The sequence below is a fragment of the Candidatus Uabimicrobium amorphum genome, assembly GCF_009002475.1.
Classification (GTDB): domain Bacteria; phylum Planctomycetota; class Uabimicrobiia; order Uabimicrobiales; family Uabimicrobiaceae; genus Uabimicrobium; species Uabimicrobium amorphum.
Map to the genome: position 1 here is coordinate 7,844,834 of NZ_AP019860.1, position 22,447 is coordinate 7,867,280.

The following is a 22,447-nucleotide window of genomic DNA, read 5'->3' on the forward strand; positions in this document are numbered from 1 at the left end:
ACTATTTCATATCAACATAAATCGGATTTGTCACGGCGATCATATCATAGTCATCCTCGACCTCTAAGCGAAAATAACTATCTTTTACGATTATGTGTGAAAACTCCAGCATACCATTTTTTAGTTGCGAAATATTTTTTGAGATAATTTTTCGCCCATTACATATCACGTTTACCTTGCCTTGTTTACATCCAGAAATAGCGATGGCGAAAAGCACTTCTTGTTGTTTTCGTACGTTTAAGATATCCCCCATCATGGCCGAGTCATTTGTATTTTCGAGGTAAGCAGAAAACTCTATTGCTGTGGGGCTTATGTCTTTGGTAATGTACGCACGACCGTTTTTGATCGCGGTCAAGATGGCTTTTTGAGATAAGTTTGAGGCATAAACATGTGTCGTCGGTTTGCCAATAGGATCTTGTTTTTTATGAGAATCACTTGACCCCACAATGGGAATTCTTTTTCCTTGTTGTAATAGACGATCCCACATTTGTAAAGCGAGGTAATCCGTCGGGTCCCAATAGCCATTCCAAATTTCAATGCTATCATAATCTTCTAGGTCACTATGATTCCAGTAGCAACCGCCACAAGGACCAAATGGGTGATTAATAGAAAATAACGCTCCCACTGAATGCGCATCTCTAACAATATCATTAATGGAATTGTTGCGATTTATGCGAAAATCGATCCAATATCCTTGTGGAAGTCCCCAAACATTGGCATGACCTTGGGTTGTTGTGACTTCCTCACCTAAGATGAGTAGAACTTCATTGTTGGCGTAAGTCGGTATCTCGAAGTGATGGCTACAAGTATTGTGTTCGGTCATTGCCAGGAAGTCTAGTTGGTTTTCTTTTGCATATGCCACAAGATCTTCAATGGTTTGTTTCCCATCGCTGTGGTTTGTATGCATATGTAGATCCCCCTTGTACCAACGAGTATTTGACTCAAGTACTTGATCGGCATTCCAAAGAAACCTGGGACCAGCAAAGCTATTCGCTGAAGAGGTACGAAACTCCACTTCAATTTTGATGTCTACCCCCGATGGTTCAACTTGATATAAACCAAGTATTACCTGCCACGTACCTGAATAAATAGGCCCCGGCAAGTACGCAGCGGTTGCGTTGTGCTCTGCGATAATAAACTCGCTTTTGCTACCACCACTCCAACCGCGAAACCCTTTTTTTCCAATTCCATTGCTATCAAAAATACCAATATCTACGGTGTGTTTCTTACGGTCGTATGAGTAGCTTACTTTTATTTCAACAACGTCATCTGGGACATCAAAGGGAACATAACGATAAATATCTGTTGATTTAGGCGGAAAAAACTTTTTTTCGATGACCAGTGATTCACTAAAAATTTGCGTGGAAAGTAATATACAAAAAAATAGCATCAGTTTATCCATGAGACCCCCCTACATTTTTGGATTTTAAATTTTATCATCATATCATGTTATCTCCCATTATTCCATATCCATTTAGCCACGTTAGCTGATCCCAAACTATGAAATAGACAAAACTTTTTACTGTATTAATGCGAAAAGATTTTTTTATAATTGTAGACCGCTATATATGAAAATATGTAAAACGATTAGTGTATAGTGACCAACGAACAGAGATACGACAAACTTTTGATAAAGCAAAGGAATACAATGCAACGACAACCTTTTGGAATGTTACTAAGACTGTCATTTTTAGGATTATTGATCGCGTTTATATATGGCATGAGAGTATTTATGTCAACGCTACCGCTATTATCCAGTTCTTCTCAAAAAGCAATGGTAATTTCCATTGCAATCGTCAGCATACTTTTTGTCATCGCCTGTGTGGTTTTGATGTTTTTATTCTTACGTAGAAACCATCGTTTTCCCAAATTAATCGTCTCTTTTTGTGCATTCAATGCTCTAATTATATTAGTCATGCTGCCGTTTACAGATGGCGTTTTCGATTCTGTCATTGCAATTGTGAGTGCTATATTTTGGATTCTTTATTACACAAACGCTCCACGCGTACAAGAAATTTTTATCGAGAAATTGGGGGAAAAAACATACTACACCTCAACCTCAGTACAACCCCCTAAAAAAATTAGCAATGATAGCGCGTTGCAAAAACTTTGGAAGCACTAAAATAAAAGTCCAAACGAACCTTTTGGACTTTTTTATTTTCGGATTTACAAAATTTTATGTCCAGGAAAAAATATAACCATGATATTTCTCCACTAGAAAGGTAAAAATGGATGTTAGTTCCTTGTGGTAAATGAATCGATATCCCAGATACGTATCGTATGGTCTTGAGCGCATGAGGCAATTTTTGTACCATCTTTACTTAAAGTAAGATATTCAATAATTCCGGTATGCCCTTCTAAGGTTAACAGTGGTTCTCCTGTATCAATGTTCCAAATTTGCAGTGAGTGATCGTGATTACTGATAAACCTTTTGCCATCTTTGGTGAAAATTCCGCATAGAACTTCCCCATCGTGCCCTTGGAGTTTTTTTAGTAGCTTAAAGGTCTTTGTTTCCCAAACATTGATAGACTCAGGGTGCGTTGTTACAAATAATTTACCGTCGGGGCTAAAGGTGAGAGATGTGGCTTCGGTGTCGGGTATTTTTTTCTTGGCTGACAATTTCCAGGTATTTGTATTCCGAAGTTGTATTTCCTTTGACTCAAGGAGTATGAGGATGAGTGGTTGCTTCGGGTGAAAAGCTATTTTCCGAATATTACCAGCGGTTTCGAGCACCGTCTTTTGATGTCCGGTATTCATATCCGTAAATATTAACTTTTTATCGATAAATACCGCGACATTTTCGTTTGGAGTCCAGGTACACGAACGGATGGCCTCTCCAAAAGTTACTCTTTTTAGTAGTTTTCCCTGATTGTTCCAAATGCGCAATGTTTGATCTTTACCGCAGGAAACAATTTTCGTACCACTCTCATTGAACAAAGAACCTCTGACAGACCCCCAATGTCCGGTGATGGTCTTGATGGGTTTTTTTGATTTCATATCCCAAATGATTAGCCTGGAATCAGAACTGGCAGAAATGAGTTTGTTGCCTTTAGAGGAAAAGCTACAAAAATTCACTTTGGCTATGTGCCCGCGTAGAATTTGCGGGTTGTTTTTCTTTAAGGTTGACCATACTTTTAGTGTGCCGTCGTCACTAATAGTAACCACATTTTTTCCATCGCTACTGTAGTCCGCGTTCAGAATGTGATCATTATGTCCTTTCAATCTTGCCAGTAACTTACCGGTTTTGACACTCCATAACCGCAGAATATTATCTTTCCCTGTAGAGATTACTCTACGGCCATCTGGACTAAAATGACATGACGACAGAGCTTGTTTTAATAATTTTTCGGGAGTGGATGCATCTTCAAATGAATGTAATAATTTTCCCTCTCGGTTCCAGAGTTTCATGGTGCCATCGTAACTCGTTGAAAGAATTTTGTTCCCATCGGGACTATACACACAATAGGAAATAATATTTTTATGCCCTTTGAATTCTTTTAAGTGTTTCCCCGATTTTATATCCCATAATTGTAGTGTTTCAAATGTTCCTCCCGTTACGATTTTTTTGTTATCGGGGCTAAACGCACAGGCATATATTTTTTCGTGTTTCTCTAATTTTTGGAATAGTTTTTTTTGAGTGGTTTTCCAAATATACACTCCCTCTTTCCCTGAGCACGCAACCATAGAACCATCAGGACTGAAAGTACAATGTTCTGGTTTGATAATATTATGTGAGTACTTACGAATAACTTTTTGTGTCTGCACATCTAAAAGCTGTAGGTTACCATCAACAGTATTAAACAAAATCGTTCTACCGTCGGGACTAAGATCGCTACACAAGGGTGTCTTTTTTAATCGGATTACTTTAACAACTGCTTTTGTATTGGTATCCCAAACTTGAATACCAGCAGATATTGCAGCGAAGATTTTTTTTCCATCACGACTAAAAAAACAATTAAAATATTCCCGCCAATTCGAAGAGCGGTAATTTTCATGTTCTAGGGTAAACAACTGTTGGTTCGACTGCCGATAAAGCCAATACCATTCCCAACCACGTGCTTTGGGTGGACAAAATTGAGTTTTGTTTAAGTAATAATTTACTTTCGATATGTCTCCTGTACGATTGTACATATCCACCAATGCAATGGTATGTCGATATAAACTTTGCTCTAGCTGTGTTTTTACGCCACGCAATTCCACAACTAGACCTTGGGCTTTTTCGTGCGCGGTTACCGCTTGTTGTCGCGCCATTTCGACTTTATTTTTTTCATGATTTAACTTTTTAGCTTCTTCTATTTTTATCTGTGTTTGCTGATGTAAACTAAAGATGACAATGCTAATACTGAGAACCATTGCGATGAGTGCCACAAAAAAAATGGTGGTAATGGCTTTGTTACGCAAAACCCATTTTTGGAGAGCTTTTATCTTTGTAGGGGGCCTAGCGCTAATGGGACGGTTTTCCATAAAATTTTTGAGATCTTTTGCTAAAAATTTCATGCTGACATATCTTTTGCGTGGTTTTTTCTCTATACATTTTAAGCAAATCGCTTCTAAATCGACGGGAATATCAGGATTTAATCGACGTGGGTCAATAGGATCGTCTTGTACAATTTGATATAGAATATTAAATATCTCGTCCCCTTGAAAAACAGGTCTTCCCGTTAGACCTTCGTACATAGAGGCTCCTAGAGAATAGATATCACTTTTGGCATCTACATTGTCATTATTGATCTGCTCAGGGGACATGTACGCAGGCGTTCCTAAAAAATCTTTAGATTGAGAAATTTGACTGTCTAAAACTTTTGCTAAGCCAAAATCCATGACTTTAGGTTCACCGCTATCAGAGAGCATAATGTTACTCGGTTTTAAATCGCGATGAACAATTTTTTGTTTGTGCATGACATAGAGTGCATCGGCCAATTTATAAAAAATATTTGCAAGAGCTGTTGGTTTTAACAATTTTTGCGCGATGCATTGTGAAAGAGTCCCTCCTTGGATGTACTCCATTGTGTAGTAGCACAGAGGTTCTTCGCCTACCTCGAAAACTTTGATTACGTTAGGATGATCCACTTGCGCAATGGCTCTCGCTTCTTGTAAAAATCTTTGTTTTTGTCGTTCTTCGATATCCACGAGTATGATTTTAAAAGCAACCGTGCGGTTTAATTTGGTATCTTGTGCTTTATAGACAACGCCCATTCCACCTCGCCCCAGTTCTTCTTCTATTAAATAATGAAGGAACATCTTACCCAATTGAAGTCTAGTGGGATTTTGGAATGATCTATTTTTAATTTTTCTTCCTCCTACGCGCATTTCAACGACTCGCTGTTGCTTTATTTAGATGAAACTACTTAAGCAATTGACATTGTACAATTTCATCATAGAGATCTGGTAAAATAATCCGTCAAAATTGCAAAGTCATTTTTTTTCTAAACATTTTAAGTGATGTGATATCATAACATGTAAGCCTTTTATTCTTGACATAATTTTCTCGTCTGGCAAAATTGACTGCGCGCAATATTATGCCTATTTATTTTACTTTTAGACACTCAAAATCCATACAAGAGGAGCCAAAATTGCATATCAAAACTCCACTGTTAGAATCGCGCTCATTAAGCCAAAAAGTACCCGGGACCGTGTGGCTAAAAATGGATGCTCTGCAACCAAGCGGTTCATTTAAGGTTCGTGGCATAGGGTTTGCTTGCCGCGAATACGCACATCGCGGAACAAAAAAATTTATTTCGTCCTCTGGAGGAAATGCGGGCGTTGCTGTTGCTTTTTGCGGACGAAAACTCAATATTCCCGTATCGGTTGTCGTGCCCAAATCCACCACAGAACGGGCAAAAGAGCTCACTCGTTTAGAAAATGCCGAAGTCATTGTTCATGGTGACACTTGGAATGAGGCACACTTATATGCCATGGAACTTGTTGATGATAGCGCTGCCTACATACATCCCTTTGACGACCCTCTTTTGTGGCAGGGACATGCCTCTATTATCGATGAAATTTGCGAAAATGACATCACACCAGACTTGGTGATTGTTTCCGTAGGAGGGGGAGGTCTTTTATGTGGTGTTATCGAGGGATTGCAGCGCAACAAGCTTAAAAATACTCGTGTTTTGGCCATGGAAACCCAAGGCGCGGAATCATTGCATCTATCATTGCAACAAGGCTCTATTGTCACATTGCCAGAAATTACAAGTATCGCCACATCTCTCGGTGCAAAAAAAATTGCGCAACACACTTTTGAAAGTGCCCAAAAATGCAAGGTCATTTCTAACGTAGTTAGCGATTCTCAAGCAATAGATGCTTGTCTTCAATTTATTCGCGATCACCGCATTGTCGTAGAGCCTGCCTGCGGTGCTGCTCTCGCGCCACTATACCAGTCATCACCGTTCTTGCGAGAGTACAACAATATCGTTGTCATTGTTTGCGGAGGTGTCGTGGCTACGCTAGAGCAACTACATCAATGGCAAAAATCCGTTGGTTAATCATCGAATTTTGCTGGCTCTGTTCTTTTCATTTGTGAATTTAGGGCGTGTTGTCATGAATGATGACTTTTTATTCCATTTTTCGGAAAGCTGTTTTAGTGGCGCATATGGTGTTAAATCAAACAAGTTGTAGTGAGATAAATGATCCCACATACACACACTTGCAATATGTCCATAGCATAAATCTTGTTTATTGATGAATTTATCTTGTCGTGCAAGCCACTCAAGTCCATTTATGGCCACATCTCTTGTTTTTTGAAAAAAATGGTGCTGGTATATATCCTTCATGCCACCACGTTCCGCGAGAATCAAACGAACCTCCGCCTCCATCACCCCGGAAATTACAGCAAGAATATTTAAAACTTGTGGATCGCAATTGCATACACCAAATTGATCTTCACTGGCGTAATTTTTTACGATATGCCGCGCAATATTATCCGACTCAAACAGCTTACAATGGTTGTCTTCGAGGATAGGAACGCGCATCAATGGATTTCCTGAAAAAACTTCAATATTGTTATCCCCTACGTTGCCGATGTCCACAAACTCAAAATGTACTTCCAATTCCAAAAGCAAAATTCTAATTTTTCTAGTAAAGTGAGACAACGGCGTTCCATATAGGCGCATTTTTTATCCTCTCTGGTGATTGATATATTTTATGATACGCTATTTATTGCGTTTGCCAACTTCTACTTCGATAAATGCCGGAAGGTAGCTAGGTGTGCATCCTTTAGAAACATGCTCATCTTTGTACAAGCCAAGTTTTTCTCCCAAAGCGATGCAGCGTGGTCGGTACTGTTCTTCAAATACACCAATCCAACCGACACAAAAGTTCATCGTCCATTGCACAAGGGGATCGGCCTTCTCCATGTTTTTTTCTAGATAATCCATAAGTTCCGAACTATTTTCCTGTATTTTTCCCGTCCACCTTAACCGTGCTTGGTAATACCAAAAAAGACGCCGTAAAATGGGTTCGGGGTGTTCTTGCCAAGATTCGAGCAACTTTTTATTCTTTTTATTTTTAACGAGTTGATTTCCGAGTAGCCATTCGGAGATGTAGTTACTCTCATCTTTCTCATGACTCTTTAGGTCCTGAACGATCTTATCGAGGTAGTCTTGATCTAAGCGATTTTTATCCATGATCAACACTGCAAGAAGACGAGGATAATATTTTTTTGTCGCCCAAAGTTCTGACGCCAAATCGTGGTCCACTTTAATTTGCTTGGCCATTTTCTTTATGTCCCCCATCTTGACAGAATCGCCGTCCAATAGGGGTAAAATTTCATTTATTTTCATTAGTTCCTCTTCTTTTATTTCTATGTCTAAAACTGTATTTTATACATGATAGCATATTTACAAAGTAGCGCAAATAAAACCGTAACTTTTTCGTATTTCTACGAAAAATATAAAGTACAGTATTCGCTATTCTATTTCGCACAATCTTTTTATCATTAGTAAATTCAGTACTTTCAACTCATTTCACAAAAAAAATATTAAAATTGATTTGCATTTCCTGGTGCACTAGTGTACTATTCAAACTAGTACACTAGTGCACTATATTAAGGAGTTCATATTGTTACTTGATATCAAAGTGAGAACAGGTAGCGCTGTTCCTATATATCAGCAGATTATCGATCAAGTAAAACGGGCTGTTGCCATAGAAAAATTGTCTCCTGGAGATCAATTACCCTCTGTGCGCGCCTTGTCCAAAAAACTAACCATAAATCCCAATACCGTGACCAAGGCATACGGCGAGTTAGTACGCGAAGGAATAGCGGAGTCACGTAGCGGGCGCGGTCTTTTTATCATTGAACGCGTTCAGTTTTATTCCGAAGAAGAACGCTTGAAGCGTTTGGAAACGGCGATCGACGAATTTGTGAATAAAATCGCATTGCTTGATTTCGAGGCAAACGATGTATGGGAAAGACTGCGTGTAAAACTCAAGGAAATTTCACAAAGAAAGGGGCGAGATGAATAACAACGTAGTCGAAATCAATGGTTTTACAAAGTACTTCGGTGGTAATTGCGTGGTAGACCACGTCAGTTTTTCAATTCCCCAAGGAAGTATATTCGCACTTCTCGGACGCAACGGTTCGGGAAAGAGCACGATCATCAAAATGCTGTTAGGGATGTTAAAGCCCACCTATGGGTCTGCGACCATTTATGGTTGCTCTTCTGCGAATTTAACAAATGAAATCCGCAGCCGCATTGGTTATTTGGCCGAAGGCCACCCTCTGTATATGTGGATGTCGGTAAAAGAAATTTGCCATTTTCAGGCAAAATTTTATCCAAAGTGGAATCGCAAGCTGTGCGCGGAAATATGTGACTATTTCCGTTTACAACCCAAAACAAAAGTGGGAAAACTCTCACGCGGAGAGCGTGCAGGTTTGTCTTTAGCTCTTACATTGGCAGCGCAACCAGATCTGTTTATTTTTGATGATCCGATGCTTGGCCTTGATCCTGTTGCGAGCCACTCCTTTCTCGAAATGATGGTTTATATCGCGGAAAATCACAAATGTTCGGTGTTATTTTCCTCGCATATGCTCTCGGGAGTGGAACGCATCGCAGATTATATCGCCATAGTTGACAAAGGTGTTTTGCGCGTAAACTGCTCGTTAGATGTATTTCATAGTCGCATCAAACAGATAAGCGTTCATTTTCCACAATCACTACCGGAAATGGACGCTTTTGAAAAGATTCCCGGTGTTTTACGTGGTATACGCGATCAACAATGCATTGTACTAACCGTTGCAAATTACAACGCGGAAATGCAGAAAAAAATCGAAGATCTTGGTGGTGTTGATATTAACTGTAACGATATGTCTTTAGAAGATGCTTTTATTGACTATCTTGGAAGAAAAGGTATGAGAGATTTCAATATCAGTGATCTAGGAGCGACCACACAATGATATGGGCAATAATTTTAAAAGAATTGCGGGAACATGGAAAATGGTTTGTACTTGGAGCCTTTGCCGCCATGCTTTACTTATATACGGATGTGATGACAGGTCACAGTGACATGGCAAAAGTGATCTTGCATATATCCATAGTTACGGGCATCGTCTTAGGTCTACTACAGACGCTTCCAGAAAAATACCTGGGATTATTTCCATTTTTAAGACATCGTCCCATGACATTGACGTCCATTTTTATGGCCAAAGTAGTCGCGGCTCTTATTTTATTCAGCATAGTGGTTGTTGTTCCATGCTTCATTGCAATTATGCTTGTCGACGACCTAACAAAAATGCTGATTCATTATACAAGTGCGCAAATAGTGACCAATATGTTGTTTGGCGTAGTTGTTTATTTTTTAACGATGACCTTTGTGTTACGCGAAGCGCGATTTTATGGAAGCCGTGTCGTCGGTATTCTTTTCGCAGTTGTTTGCTATTACATCGCTTACGAGGCGACCACAAAAGAGCATTTTCTTTTTTTCATGACGTGTGTGGGGTGTACTGTCGTAATGGCCGGGTGGGGGACATTCACAGATCAACGATCCCGCATAGTCACCAAAGCAAGCATTGGAATTACCTTGTTGGTTTCCTATATTACCGTAACTCTGTTTGTGGTGATCAACTTAGAAGCTATGGCAAAACAATTTTCTGTAAAAGATGACAAAAACGACTCAAGTATCTACTACCGCGTAACATCGCAAGGGCCGATTTCCATAGAAAGGAATAAAACGTGGGTTTACAAGGACGCAAATAATCACATTCTCTCCGACAAACAAGTGGAGTCTATTTTTGAGGAAGAGCTCTTGGGAATGTATTTGCGTCAAAAACCTACGGGTAACACCAACTATCTACGAAAAAAGTATTACACGAGATTAACATCGCATTTTTACTATTCGAAGTTGCAAAAGCGTATCCTTGCATACAAAGATGACGGGAGATATGAAGGGTCTATCGGAATAGACGGCTTTTACCAAGAACAAACAGATAACTTGCATCAAGAAGAGTATTTTGACAACGAAAACCTAAATGAAAAGCTACTCATACGTTCTCAACGCGAATTGCATTTATTCGATACGAACAATAAAAAAATAGAGTTGTTTTTCTCTTGTCACGAGGATATACGCAAATTTGATGTTGTTGCATCCGACAAAAATATTCCTATGGAAATTGTCGTTTTGACAGAAAAACATTTGTATATTCTCGACCCAAGTGGCAAGGCAATTTCGCAAATACAACATTTACCTTTAAAACAGTACGACAAAATCAGAATTTTGATCACCAATCAAAAACAATACATTTTTCGCTACATAAAAACGGACAGTGAAAAAGATCGTGTCATTGAGTACGCAAGAACTGGAAAAATTACGAAAGAATATACCGTGACCAAAAATCCTGAATATGTAGAGGATTATGATTGGCGCATGTATTTTCTAAAGTCATCTCTTCTAAGTAATTTTGCGTGTAAGTATTTTCTACCACATCTATCACTGCCTAACTATAAAGCTTCGTTGCTATGGTTGGTGATGATTCCGTGTTTATTGTGCTTAGTGATCGCACGAATTTATGCTGTCTCAATATACGAAACAACATGCTGGATGATTGTGTGTTGTGTTGCCGGAATTCCGGGCTTACTCACATTCGTATCCATGTGTCACTTCGTGGTAGTTCGCTGCCATTTTTGTAATGCCAAGTACAACCTACAAAATAAATGTTGCCAAAAATGTTCTGCCAAACCACTTACACCCGCGAAAGATGGGACCGAAATTTTTGCTTAGGACGGTTGATTTTATTATGGCTCAAAACCGAAAATTGAATTCTTTACATGGAGGTAACGATGAATAAGATAAACATGTTATTAGTTTTGCTATTAGCACATAGTAGTTTGGCAATGAGTGAACTCATTGTCACCATTCAGTGTCCAAAATCTTTGGATATTGAGTATTCACTGAACTTTACCGTCAGTGTACAAAACGTAGGGAATAAAGTTGTCAAAAATATAAAAACTCGCTGTTACTTACCACGCGGGTTTACATATCAAGGACACAAAACTGGAAAATTTGTTTTAAAATGGTTCACTGCGGAATTGGAGCCAAAGGCCGTGAAAAATTACCACTGTTTGGTCAAAGCCCTAAATCTAGGGGAATACACCTTAGCTGCGCAAGTAAAAACAACAGAAAACTCTTACAAAACAACACGAAAAATTAAAATTGTATCGCCGCAAATCGAAGTCACATCGCGAGCGAGTAATCGAATGGTGTTTTTGAATAAACAGTTAGAATTTATCACTATCATTAAAAATAATGGTAATGGACCGGCTTACGATGTAGTCACTAAAGGTATTCTACCTGCTAGTCTTGAGTACACCAACTCTTCCCCCCAAGGGATATTTCATCCTAGACGTAGAAAACGTTTGGCAAACATAAAGTGGAGATTCGCCAAGATTGCTCCGGGAGAAGAGATTACATTAAAAGTCGTTGTTCGCGTCATTGGCCTTCGGGAAGATGATTCGGGACACGCTCACAGTGGTATCGCTCAATATTCGGTAATTACCACCGTTAAAGATAAGGAAATTCACGCCCACTCCAGGGTAAGAATGATGTGAGTGGGTGGTGGCGGTTTACATATATCCACATATGACACCGAGGACCCAGTGGAGCTGGGTCAACAAACAATATATGTCGTAACAGTACGCAACGAAGGAACTTCAGCCATCACAAATGTAACACTGCGCAATAGTATTCCACAGCAAATGGAGTTTATCAAAGCGGAGGGGCCTTCTAATTTTACGTTTTATGCAAATAGTGGAAAATTAGAGTCGCACAGCGTCGCAATTCTACAACCAGGCGAAAAACTTACCTACAAGATAGTGTGCAAAGCGATAAAGGAAGGTTCCGCAAAAAACACGGCGCGCGTAAAGTACGATCAATTTAACAAGGAAATCATTGATGAAGAGGGAACTTCACTATATCAGTGAAATTTTATGTTGTCATGCGCTAGTTCGCTAGCGAATGACAACACTTTACCTTGAATTCCTCGGTCAACCACATTGACATTCTGCCCAAACGCTAGAAAATTTACCTTTTTTCAGATCTTCTACGTCGACATAAAAAGCAATATCACCATCATCTGCCCAATACATCGAATTTCCATCATCACTACCTAATTGCCATAAAAGCTCGCGACTTCCATCTTGCAATTGTTCGGGAAATTCTTGTTGGAAAAGAGGGTATCCCCCTAATAAATGATGTGAATAGCCAACTTCTAGAAACCCAAAGTATCGTGACATTTGCAGTCTACGTAAACTAGACTGCATTCTATCAAATGTTTCAAGAGTGTTTTCGCTGAGATTGTACTTACTTAAGTGTGGGTCTCTAATGTTATTTGGTAGCGATAATATGATCTCTGGCTGGATAGATAAACCAGAAAATCCATTTACACCATTCGGGATCTCACGTTTATTTAGTGTACTGTTTTCAGGAAAATGCCAAAGAATGTTCCAACCCGCCTGCGTATTGTAACCTTTATCGGGATGATCAGGATAACCGCCTTCGTATTCTTGCCATCCCCAGGCAGAAAAACAGCATAGCAAACCCGTCACTGGCAATCCTTCGACAATATTCGGCGGCATTTCTTTTAAATTAAACTGCCCGAGAAAAGCCAAAGGTTTATCTTCAAATGTCGGCCACTGTACATCGCTTGGAAGATCAGGACAACCACCTATGCGACTTTGACCAACTATGTGTTGCTCTTCTGTAGAGGTTCGGAGTAAAAAAGCTTTTTTCACCAATTGCGAAATCATTGTTTGTTGTTCTTGTAGTTTATAGTAATCTATCAATTTTTCTAAAAGAATAGAGTCCGCCAAATTTTCTTTTGCCAAAGAAATTAAATAACGAAATTCATCGCTTACTTTACTCCAAACAATTTCGTAAGCTTTATCAATGCAATCATAGATGGTTTCTTTATATTGATCGTCTATAGGAAGCAAAATATAAGAATGCCCATCGCGATCCAGCATACTTGATTTTTTAGCTCCATGTACTTCCTCTAGTAAACGAGATACGTCTGTAGTGGCAACAGGTAGGTCGGCAAATTCGCAACTGATTTCAAAAAAAGTTCCCCATACACAGCCAGGTATTTTAACCGCACCGCGACCATCTAATTCTGCCCCTAGCTTCTGTAACGCATAACTTTGCAATTCGTTAGCGAATGCTTCCATCATCACTATCCTTTCTTTACGCTATTTTGAATAAACCGTCTACCCAACAACCCCGAAAGAATTGCGATACATACGGGCACAATCACTAATTTAATTCCGAAAAACAAGGCAATCACAGCTCCAAAGAGGCCTATGGTCAAATTAATTCGCGAAGTAGTTTTTATTTTGCCCAAGCTTTTATGAGGTTTATGAAAAAACATGCATATCCATTGTATTAATAGACAAAGAATAAACAAAACCACAAACACACCAACGATGTAAAGTAAAGTAACAACACTATCGGGATTATGTGGACTCCATCCAAGACGATAAAATATCGCAAACACATCACTAGCGAAAATAATCCACGCCGGCATGTTGCTACCAATATATTCCTTCCACTGCGTGCGCAAATCGCGACTTGTAACGATAAGTTTTCGATATTCTTCATACACATCTTGTGCTTTTAACCCACTGCGCCATTTCATTTTCTTACGCTGCAACTTTCGGAGTGGCTCATAACTTATCAAAACGATATTGTTGTCTTTTATGGCTTTTTTAAACCACGGTTCGGCAAAAATATCCAAATCGGCCTGACGTTTTCTCGAAGAATTGGTAACACGGCGTAGTTCACTGTTGCGAACTGCGGGATGAATATACAGTTCCGAAACGCCATAAGGAAGACTGTTGATGATATCCACATAGTGTTGTTTGCGTTTTTCATTGTCTGGTGCTTTATCTAATATAAGATTGTCGATCATCACAAATCCCATATCGCGAAATGGCTTCAATGCTTTCAAGTAGGGAATTCGATATGGAATTCCAAATTCGTAAGCGTTGGAAAAAGCGATCGCCACAAGCTCCGAGCGTCCGGTATAAATGCCATAGAGGCTTCCCATATGTGAATCGAAATGTGTAGGGGAAATGCCTAAATCAACAGCATATTGTATCTGGGCATGAACTTCATTTTTGATATGTTCTGTATTCGCATACAACTCCACTTCGTGAGATCTACGCCACAATTTGCCATCTTTGTCTATGAGCGTTTCGTTTTTTCTTTTCAGCGGTCCCCAACGATACCTTTTCCATTCGCTATTTAAGGTAATGTGTACACCAACACTGGTAATTTTGTTTTTCTTCACATAGTGAATGGCTTCTAAAACCCATGGACACGTCATCATTAAAGTCGCAGAAGTGATGGATTGTGACTCAAAAGCCCGTTGTGTGCCTAAGTTCTGTGCATGGCACATGCCAAAGTCATCTGCATTTACAATAAGAACGCGTGTTTCTTTAGGATAGCCTAATTCCTCGACAAGTGTTTTTTCCTCTGCAAATATAAAACTTGTCACAATCAACAACAAAGTGAACCATTTCATGTGTATATGTCCTCTAGTTTTATGCTATTTTTTCTATTAGCGCAACTTCGTCTTCTGTCAGTGAAAAATCGTCTATTTTTAGATCTTGTCGCATATGCTGCTCATTGGTCGTACCTGTCAATACCAGCATACCCAGCTGTATCGAAAAACGAAAGATAATCTGCGGTAGTGTTTTTTGATATTTATCGCACAAATCTTGTATGGTAGGTGCTTGTAACTCACGTCTATTTGCCGTAAGCAGTGAAAACCCTTGGTAAACAACACTGTGTTCACGGCACAATTGACGAACATCATAATCCCAACCAGCGCTGGCAAAGCAGCGATTTTGTACAAACGAAGGTTTTACCTTCGCTTTACTTAACAGTGTGCGAAGTTGTTCAGAATTGACGTTGGAAACTCCAAGAAAACGCACTTTGTTTTCCTGGTGCAATTCCTCCATCGCATGCCATACTTGCCAATCGATATCGACAAATTGCGGATAGGAATATGGCCCGTGTAATACGTAAGAATCGATGTATGATGTTTGTAGATGCTCTAAGGAACTCAAAAAAGACTGCTGTACTTGTTCAGGAAATGTCGCCTGAGGATCGTAAGGAAGGCGATGATCTTGTCCACGTTGATATGTATACTTTGTTTGTAAAAATAGATCTTCACGGCTGACAACTTCTTGTGCCATCATTTCGGCAACCGCTTCCCCAACGGCTGCTTCATAGTAGTGTTTGCGCTGATTTGCCGTATCAATACTGCGAAACCCACTTTGGATCGCTTGAATTGTAAGAGACTTTGTTTGTTCTTCTTTCCATGCGGTACCGTACATCATCGCCGGAATAGAAGTGCTGCCAACGGTTATTTTCATTTTAATTCCTTTGTGGAAGAAAAGTGTGATGTCAATTGTTGCAATAGATGTTGCTATTTATTATAGCTTAAGTTTGTTAATATGGAAATACCTATATATCGAACAACTTTTATTGAGGAGGAAATGATGCGTAGATTGTTTTTACTAGTATTTATGTTAATCGTGAGCGGCGCAGCGCAGCAAAATTCCTGGCAAGAAAAACGACAAAGACTCGTCAAGTTATTTGATCGCGACGGCGATGGTCAATTGAATTCCGAAGAACGGCAAAGACTACGCGAATTTTTACAACGTCGTTGGCAAAAAAATACCAATGAAGAGCCACAAACTTCAGATTCTTCAAAGATTTTTTGGCAAAGCCGGGCAAAGTAAAGATGGAACATAAGTAACTGCGGCAAAATTGTTAACGGCAAATTTATTTATCGCTCATTGCCAAAAATTTTAGTACAATAAAAATCTATACAAAGAGTTTATTTATGTTATGGGGAAAATATGAAAAAGTATTTCATCATGGTGAGTTTGTTGTGCATGGTGAGTGTATATGCCGACACACTAACCGTTCATTATCGCAATAGCAACAAATGGCAAAATTGCCAAATGCATTGGGGTTTTAATGATTACCAAAAAGCGAGTGACTTAAAGCCATCGGGAAAAGATGCTTACGGAGTTTTTTTCCACATAAAATGGAGTGCAAAAGCTCCTTATCTAAAAGCATGTTTCAATGGCGATGGCAATGCATGGGATGGTGTTGATCGACGTATCACCAAACCACAGTCTTTACCTACGGAAGTGTGGATCAAAAACAACGATTCCACCGTATATTTTACCAATCCTGTGGACCTCATTCCACCGCAGGTGCAAATCACTTCACTAAATGGTGGCGAAAAATTAACGGGAAAAGTAAATCTTACCGCCAAAGCGAGTGACAATAAAGGCATTGCCCGCGTAGATTTTTATTGTGACAAAGTCAAACTGGGAACAGCAACCGCTTCACCTTACAATTGTACATGGAACAGTGGCTATAGCAAAAACGGGAAACACAGCATTACAGCAAAAGCGATTGACTTAACAGGTAACGTCGCTGTTTCGACAGCAAAACAAGTTACCACAGACAATCCCAACATGTCTCCCATCGCCAAAATAGGCAAAGGGATCTACGGTATTGTTGGTTTCGCCACACACTTCGACGGTTCAAAGTCCATCGATCCTAACGGCTCTATCGAATCGTATACATGGACAACGGGCGAAGGTGGAAACATGAGTGGTGCGACACCAAAACACGTGTACAACAAAGCCGGTAAGTACGAAGTAACTCTTACGGTTACTGACAATGAAGGAGCCACAGCGCAGACCTCTACAACAGTACATATTGCCGGTGCACCTAATCGCGGTGATTTTCGCGAAGAAACCATTTATTTCTTGATGACAACGCGTTTTTTTGATGGCGATGCCGATAACAACTATCGCTCCGATGATCCACAAAATAAAAATCCACAATCTGACCCAGAATGGCGTGGAGATTTCAAAGGACTTGTCGAAAAACTTGACTACATCAAAGCATTGGGATTTAGTGCCATTTGGATCACTCCTGTTGTCGAGAACAAAAGTGGTTATGACTACCATGGTTATCATGCGAGTGATTTCACCAAAGTAGATCCACGACTCGAAAGTGTCGGGTACAATTTTCAACGTCTAATCTACGAAGTGCACAAGCGCGATATGAAACTGGTTCTCGATGTGGTGTTCAACCACTCGGGGAATTGGGGTGCAAGACCGTTATTTGCTCCGAAAAACAATCCTGATTTAGATCCACAAAAACAATTTCTCGATCGCATTCAACAAATGTTCAAAAGTCCATTTTATCATGAAGGATGGTTATCTTCGTGGGAAAGTTATGACGAGCAAAATAAGTCAATTGCTGGCGATTGCGTTGATTTAAATACCGAAAATGCCAAAGTGCGCCAACATCTTATCGACAGTTACAAAAAATATATTGATATGGGTGTCGATGGCTTTCGTGTCGATACGGTAAAGCACATCAGTCGTTATGTATTTAATCGTTATTTTAACCAGGCGTTCCAACAACACGGTGGTGAGCATTTCTTTATGTTTGGCGAGGTTTGTACCCGAGTTCGCGGCGTATGGAACCGCGATATTCCGTCTCTATCTTCTCCATTCTATACATGGAAAGAAAATAAAGATTATAGTCATATGTCCGACAAAGAAGCGGTTTACCAACACTGGTTAGACAACCGTAGCAATCCAGGAGCACAACCACGCAGCAACAATCATTACCTCGATGGCAACAACTACCGCAAACTAGACTACAGTGCCAAATCCAACATGAATGTCATCGACTTTCCGATGCATTGGAATTTTGAAAACGCGCACACCGCTTTTTCATTGCGTTTTAGCGATGACTGCTACAACGATGCCACATGGAATGTCGTTTACGTAGATTCACACGACTATGGACCTGACAACGGTGGACATCGTTATAACGGCGGGGCACATGCTTGGGCAGAAAACATGTCACTTATGTTCACTTTCCGTGGAATTCCGTGTTTGTACTACGGTAGTGAAATCGAATTCCAAGCAGGTGCAAAAATCGACGAAGGAATGAACGCGCCACTGTCCGCAACAGGTAGAGCGTACTTTGGTGAACACATTAAAGGAAGTGTTCAGGTACAAGACTTCGGTGTTTTTAGTGGTACCACCGGTGAAATGGCCACAACACTCGATCATCCTCTAGCACAACACCTAGCTCGACTCAACCGTATTCGTCGTCAAGTACCTGCTCTACAAAAAGGACAATACTCCACTAGTGATGTCAGTGGATCTTTGGCCTTCAAGAGACGATTCACAGATGAGAAAACCGACAGTTTTGCTCTAGTGACTATCTCCTCGGGAGCAACGTTTAACAATATCCCCAACGGTCGTTACGTCGACGCGGTAACGGGCAATGTACAACAAGTCACCAACAACACCCTACAAGCAAATTGTAGTGGCCAAGGTAACATGCGCGTATATGTTCTTGACAACGCGAAAACACCTGCTCCAGGTAAAATAGGAGATGCGCAACAATTCTTACGCTAAGCACGTAGGTTTTATCAACAAGCTGGTATCTTTTAGAGATACCAGCTTTTTTACAAATACTTCATACATGGAAACCTCATTGTTGTTTGTAGCGAACTTTTACTGTCGTGTTCGCATCTAGTGCTTGTGGAAATATCAAAGAAATATACTGTGGTGTCGATTTACATTTAACCCCACCTTCCGTATAGAAAAAGCCCGAACCATCGGTAACCCTTCTTCCTGTTGACAAACTCCCAAAACTCACTTGATCGTGTTTTTTTTCCTCATCTTGTACGTACTCAATCGATAGAGAATAGACAATAATCTCTGAAGATGGTATTTGGTAATCATATTTATTCTCGCGAAATAGAAAAGAGGTTTCTTTCCATCTTGCGCTGTCCCTTTTTTTGGCTATTGCCACAACGGGAATGGTCAGCGTATCCCCCACTAAACTTAGTGGTAAGTCAACAATCGTCAGCGGAAGGAGTATAAAGCCAGATAAAAGAGTGTAAGATAAATCCGTAGTTACGCCACCGTAGTAATGCATTTCGACAGGTGACATAGGCCTCGGTCCTAAATACTCCGGGGGTTGAGATAAATTTACAATCGTCCCACAACCGCAACAAATCAACAATATAACTATCATCAAACAAATGCGCATATCAATTCTCCTATTGACCGGTGGAGCATGTCTTGGCATGCCCTAAATAATCATCCACAAAATTATTATAACTCGTGTCAAAGCGAAACTCAAACACAAGCTGTGCTACAAATATACATCTCAAAAAATAAAAAATGTTGTGTAAAATCTACATTTTTACCCAAAATATTGATTTTGTCAAAATTTTTATTGCGTCAATATTTTTTATGTAGTAGATTAATGTTATGAACAAACATAGAACTTTACTCAAACATCATAAACTAAGCTTAACCGCTGTACGGTTAGGGGTTTTGGAGGCGCTAGATGCACAACCACACTCTAGTGTAGAGGAAATTTTTGCTGTTGTGAAAGATAAAATTGTCACAACCTCCAAACAAGCAATCTACAATAATCTCAACACCTTAGTGAAACATGGCATCATTCGCGAGATCAAGCCAAAAGGCGAACCCTCTCGCTACGAGACACGCGTGGGAGATAACCATCATCACCTTATTTGCAGAGAGTGCCATATGATCGTAGACACAGATTGCTTTTCAGGGGCCCCTTGCTTAGAACCAATGGACGACCATGGTTTTAATGTTGATGAAGCTGAAATTTTGTTTTGGGGTATTTGCCCCTCTTGTCAAAACAATACAAATAAAGAAGGAAGTAAAGATGAATGACGTTAGAAAATGTCCTATTGCGCACGGTGCAAACACTGTAAACAATAAATCTGCCACGAATTGGTGGCCCAATTCTCTAAAACTAGATATTTTACATCAGCATGATACAAAAACCAATCCGATGGGCAAAGACTTCGACTATCGCGAAGAAGTGAAAAAGCTCGACTTTGATGCTCTGAAAAAAGATCTACACAACTTGATGACCGACAGCAAAGAGTGGTGGCCTGCGGACTGGGGGCATTACGGTGGATTGATGATACGCATGGCTTGGCACGCTGCAGGAACCTATCGTATTGCAGATGGTAGAGGTGGGGGAGGAACCGGCAATCATCGCTTTGCACCTTTGAACTCTTGGCCTGACAACGCAAATCTTGACAAAGCACGCCGTCTTTTGTGGCCCATAAAAAAGAAATATGGTAATAAAATCAGCTGGGCAGACCTCATGCTTCTCGCCGGGAATGCGGCATATGAATCTATGGGACTAAAGATGTACGGATTTGGTTATGGTCGTCCTGATATTTGGCATCCAGAACAAGACATTTACTGGGGTTCGGAAAAAGAATGGCTCACCAAAGATCGCTACGCAAATGAAGACAGTGACTCGCTCTATAACCCTCTTGCGGCAGTACAAATGGGTCTTATCTATGTCAATCCTGAAGGTGTAGATGCCAACCCAGATCCACTCAAAACAGCACAAGATATGCGCGTTACCTTCGCGCGTATGGCAATGAACGATGAAGAAACCGTTGCTCTTACTGCAGGTGGTCACACCGTTGGGAAAGCCCACGGAAATGGCGACGATAGCTTGTTGGGTCCAGAACCAGAAGGCGCAGAAATCGAAGAGCAAGGACTTGGATGGAACAACAAAACCAAACGCGGTATTGGACGCGATACGGTAACAAGTGGCCTTGAAGGCGCATGGACCACAAATCCGACAAAATGGGACAATGGTTACTTTGACATGCTTTTCGGCCATGAGTGGGAACTAAAGAAAAGCCCTGCCGGTGCGTGGCAGTGGGAACCGACCAACATCAAAGAAGAGAATAAACCTGTCGATGTGGAAGACTCCTCTATTCGTTGTAACCCTATCATGACCGATGCGGATATGGCTCTCATCAAAGATCCTGCCTATCTTGAAATTTCTAAACGTTTCCATAAAGACCCTGAGTATTTTGCGCAAACCTTTGCCAAAGCGTGGTTCAAACTAACCCACCGCGATATGGGACCAAAAGTTCGCTACATTGGCCCAGAAGTTCCCGAAGAAGATCTCATCTGGCAAGACCCTGTTCCTGCAGGTTCTAAGGACTACGATGTTGCAGCCGTCAAGGCGAAAATCGCAGATAGCGGTCTAAGCATCAGTGAAATGGTAGCGACGGCTTGGGATAGTGCACGAACCTTCCGTGGTTCAGATTTACGTGGTGGTGCCAACGGTTCACGCATCCGTCTTGCACCGCAAAAAGACTGGGCAGGAAATGAACCAGAGCGTTTGGCAAAAGTTCTATCGAAACTCGAAGCGATTGCCACAGAGACAGGCGCTAGTGTTGCGGATGTCATTGTACTTGCGGGAAATGTTGGTCTTGAGCAAGCCATCAAGGCAGCAGGTTTTGACGTAGAAGTGCCCTTCACTCCAGGACGTGGTGACGCCACAGAAGAGATGACAGACGTAGAATCCTTTGCACCTCTAGAACCTCTACACGATGGTTTCCGTAACTGGCTCAAAGACAAGTATGCCGTAACGCCAGAGGAAATGCTACTTGATCGTGCACAACTCATGAACCTCACCGCTCATGAAATGACAGTACTTATTGGCGGAATGCGCGTTCTAGATACCAATCACGGTGGAACAAAGCATGGTGTCTTTACTGATACGCCTGGTAGTTTGACCAACGACTTTTTTGTCAATCTTACCGATATGCAGTATACATGGAAACCAGCAGGAGACAATCTCTACGAAATTGCCGATCGCAAAACTGGTGATGTAAAGTGGACCGCAACACGCGCAGATCTTGTGTTCGGGTCAAACTCCATACTACGCGCTTACGTTGAAATTTATGCACAAGACGACAACAAAGAAAAATTTGTCAAAGACTTTGTGGCGGCCTGGACCAAGGTGATGAACGCCGACCGCTTCGACGTCTAATATAATCATTACCCACGAGTAACTTTTGTATTTTTATTTGAAA

The 22,447-nt window shown here is 40.6% G+C and carries 19 protein-coding genes; 11 read left to right on the forward strand and 8 right to left on the reverse strand.

Annotation, left to right across the window (positions count from 1 at the left end; translation table 11 throughout):
* Position 1: 1 nt before the first annotated feature.
* Positions 2 to 1,402: a CehA/McbA family metallohydrolase gene (locus UABAM_RS27475; protein WP_151971193.1), complete on the reverse strand. Its 1,401-nt coding sequence runs from the start codon at positions 1,400 to 1,402 to the stop codon at positions 2 to 4.
* 246 nt (positions 1,403 to 1,648) lie between these two features.
* On the opposite strand from UABAM_RS27475, the gene UABAM_RS27480 reads away from it, so the two are divergent.
* The gene (locus tag UABAM_RS27480; protein ID WP_173013609.1) at positions 1,649 to 2,122 is read left to right on the forward strand and encodes a hypothetical protein; all 474 of its coding nucleotides are present in this window, start codon (positions 1,649 to 1,651) and stop codon (positions 2,120 to 2,122) included.
* Positions 2,123 to 2,235: 113 nt separating this feature from the next.
* On the opposite strand, the gene UABAM_RS27485 is transcribed toward UABAM_RS27480, so the two are convergent.
* Entirely contained in the window at positions 2,236 to 5,310 is a 3,075-nt protein-coding gene (locus UABAM_RS27485) for a serine/threonine-protein kinase (protein ID WP_151971195.1), read from the reverse strand.
* Positions 5,311 to 5,573: 263 nt separating this feature from the next.
* On the opposite strand from UABAM_RS27485, the gene UABAM_RS27490 reads away from it, so the two are divergent.
* The gene (locus UABAM_RS27490) at positions 5,574 to 6,488 is read left to right on the forward strand and encodes a pyridoxal-phosphate dependent enzyme (protein WP_229759314.1); all 915 of its coding nucleotides are present in this window, start codon (positions 5,574 to 5,576) and stop codon (positions 6,486 to 6,488) included.
* Here the strand turns inward: UABAM_RS27490 and UABAM_RS27495 are convergent, their stop codons facing one another.
* Both UABAM_RS27495 and UABAM_RS27500 read right to left on the reverse strand, forming a co-directional pair.
* Positions 6,489 to 7,115, reverse strand: a complete 627-nt coding sequence (locus tag UABAM_RS27495) for a glutathione S-transferase family protein (RefSeq protein ID WP_151971197.1) — start codon at positions 7,113 to 7,115, stop codon at positions 6,489 to 6,491. It abuts the gene before it with no gap.
* Positions 7,116 to 7,154: 39 nt separating this feature from the next.
* Positions 7,155 to 7,784 carry a DNA alkylation repair protein gene (locus UABAM_RS27500; protein WP_151971198.1) on the reverse strand — a complete coding sequence of 210 codons (630 nt, stop codon included), beginning with the start codon at positions 7,782 to 7,784 and terminating at the stop codon, positions 7,155 to 7,157.
* A gap of 277 nt (positions 7,785 to 8,061) precedes the next feature.
* Between UABAM_RS27500 and UABAM_RS27505 the strand changes: the two genes are divergently transcribed.
* Genes UABAM_RS27505 through UABAM_RS27525 form a run of 5 tightly spaced genes read left to right on the forward strand, consistent with a single transcriptional unit; the run spans position 8,062 to position 12,416 of the window.
* Complete coding sequence (locus UABAM_RS27505; RefSeq protein ID WP_173013611.1) at positions 8,062 to 8,466, forward strand: GntR family transcriptional regulator; 405 nt, start codon at positions 8,062 to 8,064, stop codon at positions 8,464 to 8,466.
* Positions 8,459 to 9,397, forward strand: a complete 939-nt coding sequence (locus tag UABAM_RS27510) for an ABC transporter ATP-binding protein (protein ID WP_151971200.1) — start codon at positions 8,459 to 8,461, stop codon at positions 9,395 to 9,397. Before UABAM_RS27505 ends, UABAM_RS27510 begins: the two co-directional genes overlap by 8 nt.
* Positions 9,394 to 11,217 carry a hypothetical protein gene (locus tag UABAM_RS27515; protein WP_151971201.1) on the forward strand — a complete coding sequence of 608 codons (1,824 nt, stop codon included), beginning with the start codon at positions 9,394 to 9,396 and terminating at the stop codon, positions 11,215 to 11,217. Before UABAM_RS27510 ends, UABAM_RS27515 begins: the two co-directional genes overlap by 4 nt.
* A gap of 59 nt (positions 11,218 to 11,276) precedes the next feature.
* Positions 11,277 to 12,044 carry a DUF11 domain-containing protein gene (locus UABAM_RS27520; protein ID WP_173013612.1) on the forward strand — a complete coding sequence of 256 codons (768 nt, stop codon included), beginning with the start codon at positions 11,277 to 11,279 and terminating at the stop codon, positions 12,042 to 12,044.
* Positions 12,045 to 12,416, forward strand: a complete 372-nt coding sequence (locus tag UABAM_RS27525) for a DUF11 domain-containing protein (RefSeq protein WP_151971203.1) — start codon at positions 12,045 to 12,047, stop codon at positions 12,414 to 12,416.
* 63 nt (positions 12,417 to 12,479) lie between these two features.
* On the opposite strand, the gene UABAM_RS27530 is transcribed toward UABAM_RS27525, so the two are convergent.
* The 3 genes from UABAM_RS27530 to UABAM_RS27540 are packed head-to-tail and all read right to left on the reverse strand — an operon-like array spanning position 12,480 to position 15,869.
* Positions 12,480 to 13,661: a YwqG family protein gene (locus tag UABAM_RS27530; protein ID WP_151971204.1), complete on the reverse strand. Its 1,182-nt coding sequence runs from the start codon at positions 13,659 to 13,661 to the stop codon at positions 12,480 to 12,482.
* A gap of 2 nt (positions 13,662 to 13,663) precedes the next feature.
* A complete protein-coding gene (locus UABAM_RS27535) occupies positions 13,664 to 15,013 on the reverse strand; it encodes a polysaccharide deacetylase family protein (RefSeq protein WP_151971205.1) in 1,350 nt (449 codons plus the stop codon).
* A gap of 19 nt (positions 15,014 to 15,032) precedes the next feature.
* Complete coding sequence (locus UABAM_RS27540; RefSeq protein WP_151971206.1) at positions 15,033 to 15,869, reverse strand: aldo/keto reductase family protein; 837 nt, start codon at positions 15,867 to 15,869, stop codon at positions 15,033 to 15,035.
* Between the two features lie 123 nt (positions 15,870 to 15,992).
* Here UABAM_RS27540 and UABAM_RS27545 point away from each other — a divergent pair, with 123 nt between their 5' ends.
* Complete coding sequence (locus UABAM_RS27545; protein WP_229759315.1) at positions 15,993 to 16,238, forward strand: hypothetical protein; 246 nt, start codon at positions 15,993 to 15,995, stop codon at positions 16,236 to 16,238.
* 120 nt (positions 16,239 to 16,358) lie between these two features.
* Entirely contained in the window at positions 16,359 to 18,962 is a 2,604-nt protein-coding gene (locus UABAM_RS27550; protein WP_151971208.1) for an alpha-amylase family glycosyl hydrolase, read from the forward strand.
* 76 nt (positions 18,963 to 19,038) lie between these two features.
* On the opposite strand, the gene UABAM_RS27555 is transcribed toward UABAM_RS27550, so the two are convergent.
* Entirely contained in the window at positions 19,039 to 19,503 is a 465-nt protein-coding gene (locus UABAM_RS27555; RefSeq protein WP_229759316.1) for a YceK/YidQ family lipoprotein, read from the reverse strand.
* A gap of 323 nt (positions 19,504 to 19,826) precedes the next feature.
* Here UABAM_RS27555 and UABAM_RS27560 point away from each other — a divergent pair, with 323 nt between their 5' ends.
* Both UABAM_RS27560 and katG read left to right on the forward strand, forming a co-directional pair.
* A complete protein-coding gene (locus UABAM_RS27560) occupies positions 19,827 to 20,264 on the forward strand; it encodes a Fur family transcriptional regulator (RefSeq protein WP_151971210.1) in 438 nt (145 codons plus the stop codon).
* Positions 20,257 to 22,404 (forward strand): catalase/peroxidase HPI, encoded by a 2,148-nt coding sequence (gene katG, locus UABAM_RS27565; RefSeq protein WP_151971211.1) that lies wholly within the window; start codon positions 20,257 to 20,259, stop codon positions 22,402 to 22,404. The genes UABAM_RS27560 and katG overlap by 8 nt, the downstream gene beginning before the upstream one ends.
* Positions 22,405 to 22,447: the final 43 nt, after the last annotated feature.